Below are 13,870 nucleotides of genomic sequence, written 5' to 3'. Positions count from 1 at the left end.
GCCTCCATAAATCATAAATTATAAATCATAAATCTCATCATCATCATGGCATTCGTAAAAATATCAGAGCAACCTTCGCTCTACAACGACTTGGAAAAGAAATCTGTCCGCGAAATATTGGAGGACATCAACACAGAAGACCAGAAAGTAGCATTGGCTGTTCAAAAAGCCATCCCACAGATTGAGAAACTGGTGACACAAATCGTTCCGCGCATGAAGCAAGGCGGACGCATCTTTTATATGGGAGCTGGCACCAGTGGTCGCCTGGGTGTGCTGGATGCATCAGAAATTCCTCCAACATTCGGTATGCCTCCTACACTCGTCATCGGACTGATAGCAGGCGGTGATACAGCTTTGCGTAACCCGGTGGAAAATGCGGAGGACGATATGCGTCGCGGTTGGGAAGAGTTAGTTGAACGTAACATTACGGATAAAGATACCGTCATCGGCATTGCTGCTTCCGGCACGACTCCTTACGTTATCGGCGCCATGCAGAAAGCACGTGAGCACGGCATTCTTACAGGCTGCATCACCAGCAACCCCGACTCTCCGATGGCGGCTGAAGCAGATGTTCCCATCGAAATGATTGTAGGACCAGAATATGTAACAGGAAGCTCACGCATGAAATCGGGTACGGGACAGAAAATGATACTGAACATGATTACCACTTCCGTCATGATACAACTGGGCCGCGTGAAAGGTAATAAGATGGTGAACATGCAGCTGAGTAACCAGAAATTGGTAGACCGTGGTACCCGCATGATCGTAGAAGAACTGGGATTGGACTATGGAAAGGCAAAGGCACTGTTGCTAATGCATGGTTCAGTGAAAAAGGCAGTAGATGCTTATAGGGGGGTAACATTATGAAACTCCTCTCTTCCTTTTTCTTCATTGTATTGCTTGCCCTGCAAGCCAATGCACAATCCTTGCAACGTGTTGCCCCCGAACAAGTCGGCATGGATTCCCGTCATTTGTTGTACGCTGACGAAGCGATAGAAACCGCCATCGCCAATAAAGACATTCCCGGTGCCGTACTCGCTGTAGTACGCAACGGGAAGATGGCCTACCTCAAAGCATACGGCAACAAGCGTGTGTACCCTAACACCGAGCCTATGACTGTAAACACTATTTTCGATATGGCTTCATGTAGTAAATCCATGTCCACTGCCATCTGTACCCATATCCTGGCAGAACGTGGTAAGCTCCGTCTCTTGGATCCCGTCAGCCTCTACATACCTGAATTTAAGTCCTGGGTGAGCGAAGACGGAAAAGATAAGAAAATCATCCGCATCGCCGACCTGTTGACACATACTTCCGGTCTCCCCCCTTATGCCCCAACCAGTGAATTGGAAAAACAATATGGTTCCCCCAGTCCCGACGGAATGATAGAGTACATAGCCAACTGCCGCCGCGACTTCAAGCCGCAGACCGACTTCCAATACAGTTGCCTTAACTACATCACCCTGCAACGCATCATCGAAACCGTCAGCGGACAATCCTTACGTGACTTCGCCCGCGAAAATCTATTTGATGTATTAGGTATGGCCCATACCGACTATCTCCCCTGCAAGCGCGATAAGGATGGGAAATGGATCAATACAGCAGATGCCCATTGGGCAACCTCTACCGAAGGTGACTGGCATAGCCTCATCGCTCCTACCGAGAAGCAATCCGACGGCAGCGTCCTCTGCGGACAAGTACACGATCCACTCGCCCGTGTCATGAATGGTGGTATTTCCGGCAATGCCGGCGTATTCTCTTGTGCCGAAGACATAGCTGTCCTCTGCGCCGCCCTGCAAAACGGCGGAGAATGGAACGGACACCGCATCCTCAGCCCATTGGGAGTAAAAGCTATGCGTACCGTCCCCCGTGCCACTGCTACATTAGGACGCACTTTAGGATGGGATAATTTCACCGCCTACGCTTCCAATAACGGAGATTATTTTAGTCCGAACACCTACGGGCACACCGGATACACCGGTACTTCCATCATCATAGATCCGGACAACGATACTTCCGTCATCCTGCTCGTCAATGCCGTGCATCCCGAAGACGGTCACAGCATGGTTCGTCTGCGCTCTCTGATAGCCAATGTCGTTGCAGCTTCTATCTATCCCACCCCACGTATTTATACGGATCATTATTATAAGCGCTTCCTCCAATTCATGGATGAACCTGCCATTACCTCCAAAGACATCGTCATGGTGGGCAACAGCCTTACAGAAGGTGGCGGCAACTGGAACACCCGCCTCAACAAGAAAGACATCCGTAACCGTGGTATCATCGGTGACGAAGTTATGGGCATTTACGACCGTCTACACCAGATACTTCCGGGACACCCAGAGAAATTATTCCTCCTTGCCGGTGTCAATGACATCTCACACGACCTCACAGCGGACAGCATCGTCAGTATGATACGCATGACCGTAGAGCGCATTCAGCGTGAATCTCCTGATACGAAACTCTACCTGCAAAGTCTCCTGCCTTTCGATGAGAGCTTCGGACGTTACAAAAAGCTAACCGGGAAAACCGACATGGTTCCCGAAATCAATGCACAACTGGAAGTTTTAGCTAAAGATCACAAAATTACATTCATCAACCTCTTCCCGTTATTTACAGAGAAAGGCACGAATGTGCTTCGCAAAGAATTGACCAGTGACGGCTCACACCTGAATGAAGAAGGATATAAAATTTGGGTGAAAGCGTTGAAAAAGAAGATGTAGACTCCCCTATAAACACAAGAGGCTGCCCGATATCGAGCAGCCTCTCTATCTATTTTATAAAGAGCCTCTACTTTACTGCCTCTAATTGCATATCAAATGTCAAAGTTGAATAACCAAGAATTGAACTATATCCGCTTTCTCCATATCCACATTGGTAAGGAATATACAATATCCAGCGTTCTTTCGTATGCATATATTGCAATACTGTAGTCCATCCAGAAACGACACCTGTCACACTAAAAGAAGATGGAGAATCAAAGTCCGTAGGCACCTTGGCGCCCTCGCCTTCAGAAAGCAGTACGCCGCGGTCTATTGCGCTGTAACCAACAAAATTACCATCGAATCTATCCCCCAGTATTATTGTACCATAATAGTATGTCGTAACTGACTGCGTATAAAGCGGACGCTCCCCATCGGGATTGTCTGGCGATATTTTCTTACAATAAATATACAAAGAATTCTCTGTTGTACTCTTGTAGTTATCCTTAATAGCAAATAATTCACCTACAGGAATCTTACTAAGCTTAACAGAGTCACCGTTATCACCTTCATATTTCGCCCCTTCTATAATTCTATCAGCCCGACCACCTATGATCAGATTCAATGAATCAATATAAGCTTCATTCCGTTCTCGCCAGTTATCATACTTACCTACTTCCTCTACTTCTTCACAAGAAGTAAATACACCTGCCAAGAGTAACAGGAAAGGTAGAAATATTAAGAGTCTTTTATTCATTCTATTAATTTATTGTATTACTTATTGCAACCCCTTCAGCAATGAAGTGATGCTAACACGGTCTGCAATGATGTTATTCAGTTCAGCAATAGCCACGCGTTCCTGTTGCATCGTATCACGATTACGCAGCGTCACGCAGTTATCTTCCAGAGTTTGGTGGTCAACAGTCACGCAGTACGGAGTACCAATGGCATCCTGACGACGATAACGTTTACCGATACTATCTTTTTCATCATATTGGCAGTGGAAGTGGAACTTCAATGAGTCGATGATCTCACGAGCCTTTTCAGGCAGACCGTCTTTCTTCACCAACGGCATTACAGCCAACTTCACAGGAGCAAGTGCGGCAGGCAATCTCAGTACTACACGGCTTTCTCCACTCTCCAGTTGTTCTTCGCAATAAGAAGCAGACATGATACTGAGGAACATACGGTCCACACCAATAGAAGTTTCCACAACAAACGGAGTATAACTTTCATTCGTTTCGGGATCGAAGTACTTAATATTCTTACCTGAGAACTTCTCATGCTGCGACAAATCAAAATTCGTACGGCTATGGATACCTTCTACTTCCTTGAAGCCAAACGGCATCAGGAACTCGATATCTGTAGCTGCATTCGCATAATGAGCCAACTTATCATGATCATGATAACGATAGTGATCATCACCGAATCCCAATGCCTTATGCCATTTCAAACGGATTTCTTTCCATTTCTTGAACCATTCCAGCTCAGTACCCGGCTTCACGAAGAACTGCATTTCCATCTGTTCGAACTCACGCATACGGAAAATGAACTGACGGGCAACAATCTCGTTACGGAATGCCTTACCAATCTGTGCAATACCGAAAGGTATCTTCATGCGACCGGTCTTCTGCACATTCAGGTAATTCACAAAGATACCCTGGGCTGTTTCAGGACGCAGGTAAATCTTCATGGCACCATCCGAAGTAGAACCCATCTCTGTAGAGAACATCAGGTTGAACTGACGAACTTCCGTCCAGTTCTTTGTACCGCTGATGGGGCAAACGATTTCTTCATCCAGAATAATCTGGCGAAGCTCGTCAAGGTTATTATCATTCAGAGCCTTTGCAAAACGTTCGTGCAATGCGTCACGTTTAGCCTGGTGTTCCAATACGCGACCATTTGTGCTACGGAACTGCGCTTCATCAAAAGCCTCTCCGAAACGCTTGGCAGCTTTGGCAACTTCTTTATTGATTTTATCGTCGTACTTTGCAAGTTGGTCTTCAATCAGCACATCAGCACGATAACGTTTCTTGGAATCACGGTTGTCAATCAAAGGGTCATTGAATGCGTCTACGTGTCCGGAAGCCTTCCAGATGGTGGGGTGCATAAAGATAGCGGAGTCGATGCCGACAATGTTTTCGTGCAGCAACACCATGCTCTGCCACCAGTATTGTTTAATGTTGTTTTTCAGTTCCACACCCATCTGACCGTAGTCATACACTGCTCCCAATCCGTCGTAGATGTCACTGGAGGGGAATACGAAACCGTATTCCTTACAGTGTGATACGAGTTTCTTAAAAACGTCTTCTTGTGCCATTTTTTTATTATATCTATTAATTTTAATCCTGTTCTTTATTAAAAAGCGCCACAAAGATAGGGATTTATATCATAAGTCGGGCAGGTGGGGTATTAATTTATCTTATCGTAACAAACTCTCACTTTGCACTTCCGTCACAATCTGTCCGTCAAACAGATTGATGATGCGGTGGGCATACGAGGCATCATGTCGCGAGTGAGTCACCATAACGATGGTAGTTCCCTGCCGGTTCAGTTCGAGCAGAAGTTCCATTACATCTTGTCCGTTCCGGGAATCAAGGTTTCCGGTCGGTTCGTCGGCAAGTATCAGCATCGGATTGATTACTACGGCACGGGCAATAGCTACGCGCTGCTGCTGTCCACCGGAAAGTTGAGTAGGAAAGTGACCCGCGCGATGATCAATACTCATTCTTTTCAGAGTTTCCTCTACCCGGCGTTTCCGTTCCGAGGGTTTTATTTTCATGTAAGTCAACGGCAACTCTACATTCTCAAAAACATTCATTTCTTCGATCAGGTTAAAACTTTGGAATACAAATCCGAGCTTTCCTTTCCGAGTTTCGGTACGCTCACTTTCCTTCATATGCCCCACTTCAACACCATCCAAATAATATTTACCAGAAGTAGGACTATCAAGCATCCCAAGAATATTGAGTAAAGTAGATTTACCACACCCTGACGGCCCCATAATAGCTACAAATTCTCCTTTCTCCACTTGCAGGGAAATATTGTTAATCGCTGTTGTTTCCACCTCTTCAGTACGAAACACTTTATTCAATCCTTTAATTTCAATCATATTCTTTATTCTTTTATCAGTTTCAACTTATTACCACATTCTTTAATCCTTCAATACCAGTTCTCCCGCGTCCGAGAAATTCTCATAGCTTGAAATTACAACCTTCTCACCGGGTTCAAGTCCGCTTATCACCTCATAGTACATTGGATTCTGACGCTTAATCTGCACATTGCGGCGTACAGCTTTCTTCCCATCCGGAGTCACCACAAAAATCCATTGTCCGCTTGTGCTCTGATAGAATGCTCCGCGCGGAATGAGGTTTGCCTCTACCGGTTGTCCCAGTTGCAGGTTGATGTAATATGTCTGTCCGGCACGGATGTTATCCGGACGTTCACCTTCAAACACAAAGTCAGTCCTGAACTGCTTGTCACGTACTTCCGGATATACCTTTCTGACGCGTAATTCATAATCCTTATCCTGACGTTCGAAAGTTGCATTAAGCCCTTCCCGGACACGGTCGATATAATGCTCGTCAATAAAAGCCTCCACCTTAAAATCAGACAGAACATTGATTTGTCCGATTCTCGTTCCGGTAGCAATGGACTGTCCTATCTCCACATCAAGCAATCCGAGTTGTCCGCTTACCGGAGCTTTCACATTCAAGTCTTCACCACGTTGACGTACCAGCACAAGATTACGCCTCATATTGTCCAGACTCTCCTCAAGCTGCTCTACTTGCACACTGCGATAGATAGAATCCTGTTTCCGGCTTTCAACCACAAGATTGTGTCTATTGAAAGCCAACTCATATTCTTCCTGCGCCTGCAAGTACTCTTCTCTCGACACAAGTTTCTCATTATACAGACGCTTGTACTGCTCAAACCTCCGCTTTTGCCGTCCCACTTCAATATCAAATTGTAACTGTTCTTTTTTCAGGCTCAGCCTGTTCTGTTCCATATCGAGCAATGTATTCCGCAAGAAATTCTGTTTCTCGGCCAATTGCGCTTCACTATCGAGGATACTGAGATTAAGCATCGGATTGGTGAGGCGCACAATCACTTCACCCTGCTTCACCATAGTTCCTTCCTCCACTATCTTTTCGGCTACCATACCACCTTCCGTTACACTCAACTGCACTGTACGAATGGGCAATACTTGTCCGTTGACGCGCATATAGTCATTGAATAATCCCACCATAACCGATTGTATATTCAATGTGTTCCGATCCACATGTACCCTACGGGTCCTATTGCCAAAGAATAACCATCCGACTGCTAAAGTTAACAACAAACCGGCAATTACATACGATATATATTTCTTTTTAAATCCTTTTTTCTGTTCGATAAGGGTATCCATCATTTCATTTACATTTTAATTAGATTATTACTGACCGATGTCTTTCTATTCACTGATGAAAGGTTCTCCTTTATAATAATTCACAAGCCGCTTTTTGAGATTATATTTCAACCGTGCATTCAGCTTTGCCAACCTTGCCTGCATAAGACGATTGGCACTTGCGTGTAGTTCGATAGCATTGATGAGCCCTTCCTCGTACTTACGGATATTGAGTCGATGGGCTACCTGCATGGCCTCTTCCTGCCGGACGGCCTGATAAAACTCATCGGCCTGCCCGTTCATGTCAGCCACCGCCTGTTCTATCTCACTGTACAAAGTACGTTGGGCTTCCTCCTTCTCATTCCGGGCAATAATAAGCTCCCGCTTACCTCTTTTCACATTTGATATCCGGGCCAGTCCATCGAAAATAGGAAAGGAAAGGGAAAAACCGACATAATATCCGCGTTTATTCCTGAACTGTTCCGAAAAAGGAATATATTCACTACCGTCCATAAAACGCGCGAATCCGGTTGATATCCCACCCTGAGCCACAAGTGTAGGAAATAACGCCCCCTTTGCTTCCCGATAAGAAAGCTGCCGGATGCGCAAAGAAGCCTCAGCGGCCTGTGCGGTAGGCAGAAACAGAAGTGCATGCCGGTAGATATCCAGAGGAGAGTCTTCTGTCTTGGCTACGGCTTCAAGGCTATCATATCCGGCTATTTGCAAGTCTTCATCAATAGGGAAATACATTTTCTCCTTCAGACGGATGATACTTATTTTAAGAAGATTCTTTTGACGGGTCAGATTATAACTGTCGGCAGCTTCTTTTGCAGCCAGCTCGGCAACATCCGGCGAAGATTTCAGTCCGAGTTCTTCCATGCGCTTTGTACGTTGAAGATTTTGGATGCTCTCCTGCCATTGTTGTCCGGCCAAGTCGACCATTTCATAACAGAAAACCGTATTAATGAAAGTCTCCATAGTCTCATAGGCTGTTATATCCTTGATTTCCTGTAATTGTTGTTTTCCCAATAAGATACTCACCTTTTGCATTTTGGCACGGGTGATACCTGTCAGCCCATCGAACAAAACCAGTCCGGAAGAAATCTCATAAGTATTACTGAATGAATTTACATCCGTATAAATATTTGTCTCAGAATCCAAACCACGCCCAAAACTGAGATTTGTATTTACATTTGCTTTAACAGAAGGCAGAAGCCTGGCGATAGCTTCACGATAATTCTGGGTATAGTTTCTATTTCGGGCTTCCTGACTACTCACCCGCATGTTGTTCCGTACGGCATACTCCATACATTCTTCCAGCGTCCATATTTTAGTCTGACTGCAAAGCATCATAGTAACGGTCAGGAAAATAAAAATACATGCTACTTTTCTCATAAGTTTCCGGATATTGTTTACTGTAATATTCAAGTAATATATATCCAGAAGTATGCCAAACTCAGAACAGGCTAATTTCCAAAGATTTAAGTAGAAGCCACAGATTATATCAGTGTAAGATAGCTTTACACTTGCAGGGGAGATACTTTACAGAACACCATCCCGAATACCGTCCATTCCCTGACGACATAATGCTTCAGATTACCGCCATGCAAACGCATGATATAGCGTGAAAGACTCAGGCCAATGCCTGATCCCGCCTCCTTCGTAGTGAAAAATGGCACAAAAATATGCGGAAGTACTTCCTGAGGAATAGGAGTTCCATTATTGCGCACTTCAATAACCGTCTGACGGGAAGAAGTAATGACCGCCAGTTCAATCTTCCTGCCGGAAGCAGACCCTCCTTCTTCCCCTCCAAAAGCTTCCACTGCATTTTTCACCAGATTGACGAGTACCTGCAATACCTGGTTTTCATCAGCATACAAAACCGGTATCTCCCCTTCCTGGATAACCTTTGCCTCCACTCCCGCTTCTCTCATCTTAGGGGAACAAAGATGAATTACCTTCCCAAGTAGCTGTTTCGTATCGAGAGGTACTATTTGCGGCTGGGGAATACGTGTGAACTGACGATAGGATTCCACAAAATTCAGTAATCCCTTAGTAGTAGCATTAATAGTTTCAAGGGCATCTACAGTATTCAAGTAAAGGGAATTACCTGCCATTTCTGTGGCACGGGAACGGAACGAAAACAACAACGATTCACTTAATGAAGTAATCGGCGCAATGGAATTCATGATTTCATGGGTCATCACCCGGATAAGACGTATCCACGATTCCATTTCTTTAGCTTCCAGTTCACTACCGATATTATTGAGTGTAATAATCCGAAGCGACATACCGGAAATAACGATTTTAGTCAAGTGTAGACTAATCTCTGTCTCTTCCCGCTCATTGGCGATCTTCAGAAGCTGTACATCACCCGGTTTCAGATGAAGAAAAAGAGCAGGGAACGATTCATCTACATTGCGCAGCTGATTCAGATGGGAAAGGCTACTCAGTCCCAAAAACTCCGTAGCCGAATGATTGACATTGCGTACGTACCCCTCTTCATCGGTAATGATAATACCGGTGGATACACTCTCCACGATTGTCCCGAGAAATTCTTCATTCTCTATAATCTCACGCCTTGCCTTGACCAGAATGTCCTTTATGCGGTTCATCATCCGGTTCAGTTCCTTTTCGCGAAGAGACATCCGGTTGGTGGAGAAGTGGAAGGAATAGTCACCGTTCTCCATCGCATTCAGCAGAAACAGGATATTCTTGTTGAACTTCCTGTAATTTCTGAACAGTCTGAATAAAGAGAATACAACTATAACCGCACATACCACACCATAAGCGATTTCTCCACGAACCAACAACAAAGTAGCCGCCACAAGCGAAACCATCAATACCAGCAGGTAGATTATCAGTTTGTATTCTATTGATTTAAACATTCTTTTATCTCCGTAGCCGGCATCCGGTTAAAGTTCATACTTCCTTATTTTACTATAAAGCGTAGGACGCGAAATTCCAAGTTCGGCGGCTACAGCAGAAATATTGTTATCATACTTCCGCAATGCTTTTTCTATCAGAATTTTTTCCATCTCTTCAAGGGTGAAAGACTCCACGACAAAGGAAGTCTCATCCGGCGTACGCATATAAAAATCATTGGGTTGCAATTCCTGATTATCACTCAGGATAACAGCTTTCTCTATCGCATGTTCCAATTCCCGCACATTTCCGGGCCAGGCATAACTTTCCAGTTTACAAAGGGCCTTCTCGCCCAGTTTCAAATCACTTTTACCGTACTTCCTTGCCAGACGACGAAGGAAAAAATCAGCCAGTTGCGGAATATCTTCGCGGCGTTCACGCAAAGGCGGCACTTCCAAATGAATTGTATTGATACGGTACAGCAAGTCTTCCCGAAACTCTCCTTCCTTCACAGACTTAAACAAATTCTTATTGGTAGCCGAAATCAGACGGATATCCACCGAAATAGATTTATTACTTCCCACACGCGTAATGTGCCGTGTTTGCAAAGCCGAAAGTAATTTTGCCTGTAAAGGATAACTAAGATTTCCTATCTCATCCAGAAAAAGCGAACCACCGTCAGCGGCCTCAAACTTTCCGGGCCTATCCGCTTTAGCATCCGTGAAAGCACCCTTCACATGCCCGAAGAGTTCACTCTCAAAAAGGGTTTCGGTAACAGCGCCCATATCCACACTGATAAGTGTTTCCGCAGCCCGGGGAGAGTAGCGATGTATCATTTTGGCAATAAGTTCCTTGCCGGTTCCATTCTCACCGGTAATCAGAACGTTTGCATCCGTTACGGCCACTTTCTTTATCATGGTGAGTAAGCGTTGCATGGCAGGAGATTTTCCCCAACAGATATCTTCTTCTTTCTGAATATCCCGATTGAGAACACTCTGTTTCTCGCGCAGTTTCTTCACCTCTTTACGGGATTGTCGCAGCGAATAGGCCGATTGCAGAGTTGCCAGTAACTTGGCATTATCCCACGGTTTCACCACAAAATCGGTTGCACCACCTTTGAGGGCTTTCACGGCAAGGTCTATATCAGCATAAGCCGTGAAAAGCACAACAGGAAGTTCTTCATCCGCTTTCTTGATTTCAGACAGCCAGAACAATCCTTCGTTACCGGAGTTGATACCTGCCGAGAAATTCATGTCAAGCAGCACCACATCCGGATTCTTATCCCGCAACTCGGACATAAGTGTATTGGGAGAAGTAAGCAAAACGATATTCTCAAAATAATCGCTCAAAAGTATTCTCAGAGCACTGAGTACATTCTTATTATCATCGACAATGAGGATGTTTCCTTTCTTCATTCAGGTATTTCTTTTAAAGGGTTTTCGCCCTGATTTACAATTTCTCACGAACAAATATCGTAATATTCCAGCAGAATAAAAAATTATCTTCTAATTCGTTTATTCGGTTTTTAATGACTCAATAGGATTGGCTGTTGCCGTCCTCCAGGTTTGGTAACTAACTGTAATCAGTGCTACCAGTGCAGATAATACACCCGCTATCAGGAATACCCACCAACTCAGAGAGGTCTTTACCACAAAATCGTCCAGCCAATTATATAGAAATACATAAGCTATGGGACAGGCTATCAAGAATGAAATTACGACCCAGACTACCACATCCTTGTTTAACAGCAACAATAAGTCAGTCACCTTCGCACCGTTTATTTTGCGTATTCCTATTTCTTTTATCCTGCGTTGCGTAGAGTAAAATGCAATAGCAAAAAGTCCGGCTGCCGAAATAATAAATGTAATCAGCAGTGCATAGCTCAGCACATTGCGTGCATTCATTTCCGCTTTGTATTGCGCATCATAAGTTTCATCAAGAAAGTGATATTCAAACGGAACATTCGGATTGATTTCCTTCCACATCTTTTCCATCGCTTGTATAGCATCCTGCGGGTTACCAACGGTCCGGATAAAAATAGGATTATGATCATCACGTGACAGATTCAGATACATTTGGGCACCGGGAGTCTCATGGAGTGACTTCACATAAGAATCACGTATCACTCCCTTCACCGTATAGGTCTTTCCGTCATTCTCTATTAGTTTCTGCCCAATGGATATATACATGAAAGATACATCCACCGGATTGTCTTCCAAACCGAGAGCACGTGCCGCAGCTTCGTTTATCACACAATAGCGGGAATTCGCAGCAGTTTCCAGCCATAAAGGGTTCTCACCGGCCAAAAACTCCATATCAAAAAAATCAAAATAGTTTGGGGATACTTCCGAAAGATCTATCAATATGGCTTCATCGCCATCCAGACTGCGGACACCCACCCCATTTCCCATGCGTAAAGGTAAATCATATTGCTTCATGGCAACATCTGCAATAGCTGGGTTCTTCCTCAGTTCATTGCGCAGTGATTTATAATCGGCACCAAACGCTCCCCAACCATTCACATAAAACACATTTTTATTATCAAACCCAAGATCCTGAGATAAGAGGGTATCAATTTGTCTGCCGAAAAAGAACACGATGATCAACAGGCTAATTGAGGAAGTAAACTGAATGATAACCAATGCTTTCTGAAAAGCCGACATTTTCTTTCCACGGAATTTGCCGCCAATCGTTTCAATGATGCCAAACTTTGTCATCCTGAATGCCGGGAAAGAACCGGCAATCAGAATCGTAACAATTATCAGGCAGAAAAGGAATACATAAAGTTGAGGATTGTAAAAGTCGAGAACTGTAGTTGAACCTGTATAATTATTGAAGACAGGTAGCGTCAGCATAGCCAACAATAATCCTCCTACCACGGAAATAAAAACATAGACAGCCGTTTCTTTATAAAATTCCAATATCAAGGTTCTCCTTCCGGCTCCCTGAGATTTCTTGATGCCGATACTCCTGGCACGGATAAATGCGGTGGATATAAACAAATTGGTAAAGTTAATACAGCCTATTATCAAAATTACCAAAGCTGTGAAAACTAATATTTGCAAGAAGCTTTTGTCCCCTTTCACAGCATTATCAAACCCGGGCTCCGTCTTACTGAAATGTATATCCCTGACAAGTTCCAATCCCACCTCATTATAGGCATTTTTCAAAAAGTCACCCGCCCCGGCTTTATTGATTTGGGTGAGACGCTCCCCTATCAGATTTAAGTCGGCACTGGGTGAAAGAATGAAATAAGTATCATAATAAAAGCCACTGTCCCATTCCCAGCTCTTGAAACTCCCGAACATAGGTAAGATAACTTCAGCCTGTATATGCGAATTACGGGGTATATCATACATTATTCCCGAAATAAAGAAATCATAACCATGCGACACAATTCGCTGCCCGATAGGATCTTCATCCGGAAAATATTTCCTGGCAGCCGACTCGGTAATAATCGCATTATTAGTTCCGGAAAATGCCGTTTCAATATCTCCTTCTTTCAATGGAAAACCAAAAAATGAGAAGAAGTTGTGGTCAGTCACAAGAGAGGGCACTCCAAAGTGAACCATATTATGAAAAGTCACCCCCATAGTCCTGCTTACAATCCGGCACATCTTTTCAATGGACGGAAGTTCTTTTTCCGCAATTTCACCCAGCGGTTTGAAGGAAGTAGCTGCCCTGATCGGTTTTCCATTGAGCTCAAAATTCTGCACGACTCTATACATTCTATCTCCATCCGGATAGAAATTATCATAGGTAAGTTCGTTTATGGCCCACAGGCCCACAACGATGGAAACCATTATGCTAAGACTGAGGCTACATATATTCAGGGTCCCTACTACCTTTTGCTTGTTGAAGTTTCTAATAAACTGTTTCATTGGGTCAATCGCTCTTTTTTAAGTTACAGCCGACT

The 13,870-nt window shown here is 44.2% G+C and carries 10 protein-coding genes; 2 read left to right on the top strand and 8 right to left on the bottom strand.

The window, feature by feature from the left end:
* Positions 1–45: 45 nt before the first annotated feature.
* Positions 46–867, top strand: coding sequence for an N-acetylmuramic acid 6-phosphate etherase (gene murQ / locus K429_RS0100260; RefSeq protein ID WP_021968228.1), 822 nt, complete (start codon positions 46–48; stop codon positions 865–867).
* A complete protein-coding gene (locus K429_RS0100255; protein WP_025725682.1) occupies positions 864–2,723 on the top strand; it encodes a serine hydrolase in 1,860 nt (619 codons plus the stop codon). The genes murQ and K429_RS0100255 overlap by 4 nt, the downstream gene beginning before the upstream one ends.
* A gap of 67 nt (positions 2,724–2,790) precedes the next feature.
* Here the strand turns inward: K429_RS0100255 and K429_RS0100250 are convergent, their stop codons facing one another.
* The 8 genes from K429_RS0100250 to K429_RS0100215 all read right to left on the bottom strand — a co-directional run bounded on the left by K429_RS0100250 (position 2,791) and on the right by K429_RS0100215 (position 13,835).
* On the bottom strand, positions 2,791–3,459 hold the full coding sequence (locus K429_RS0100250; protein ID WP_025725681.1) for an FKBP-type peptidyl-prolyl cis-trans isomerase: 669 nt from the start codon (positions 3,457–3,459) through the stop codon (positions 2,791–2,793).
* 21 nt (positions 3,460–3,480) lie between these two features.
* Positions 3,481–5,022 carry a glycine--tRNA ligase gene (locus K429_RS0100245; protein WP_007210731.1) on the bottom strand — a complete coding sequence of 514 codons (1,542 nt, stop codon included), beginning with the start codon at positions 5,020–5,022 and terminating at the stop codon, positions 3,481–3,483.
* Between the two features lie 102 nt (positions 5,023–5,124).
* The gene (locus K429_RS0100240) at positions 5,125–5,814 is read right to left on the bottom strand and encodes an ABC transporter ATP-binding protein (protein ID WP_025725680.1); all 690 of its coding nucleotides are present in this window, start codon (positions 5,812–5,814) and stop codon (positions 5,125–5,127) included.
* Positions 5,815–5,856: 42 nt separating this feature from the next.
* Complete coding sequence (locus K429_RS0100235) at positions 5,857–7,110, bottom strand: efflux RND transporter periplasmic adaptor subunit (protein WP_025725679.1); 1,254 nt, start codon at positions 7,108–7,110, stop codon at positions 5,857–5,859.
* Between the two features lie 45 nt (positions 7,111–7,155).
* A complete protein-coding gene (locus K429_RS0100230; RefSeq protein WP_044096250.1) occupies positions 7,156–8,484 on the bottom strand; it encodes a TolC family protein in 1,329 nt (442 codons plus the stop codon).
* Positions 8,485–8,609: 125 nt separating this feature from the next.
* Positions 8,610–9,977: a PAS domain-containing sensor histidine kinase gene (locus K429_RS0100225; protein WP_025725677.1), complete on the bottom strand. Its 1,368-nt coding sequence runs from the start codon at positions 9,975–9,977 to the stop codon at positions 8,610–8,612.
* A 27-nt stretch (positions 9,978–10,004) separates the two neighbouring features.
* A complete protein-coding gene (locus tag K429_RS0100220; RefSeq protein WP_025725676.1) occupies positions 10,005–11,369 on the bottom strand; it encodes a sigma-54 dependent transcriptional regulator in 1,365 nt (454 codons plus the stop codon).
* A gap of 99 nt (positions 11,370–11,468) precedes the next feature.
* A complete protein-coding gene (locus tag K429_RS0100215; protein ID WP_025725675.1) occupies positions 11,469–13,835 on the bottom strand; it encodes an ABC transporter permease in 2,367 nt (788 codons plus the stop codon).
* Between the last annotated feature and the right edge of the window lie 35 nt (positions 13,836–13,870).

The organism is Bacteroides sp. 14(A) (assembly GCF_000526555.1).
Lineage (GTDB): Bacteria > Bacteroidota > Bacteroidia > Bacteroidales > Bacteroidaceae > Bacteroides > Bacteroides cellulosilyticus.
The sequence above is the reverse complement of the archived record's forward strand: the minus strand, read 5'-3'. Positions and strand labels throughout refer to the sequence as shown.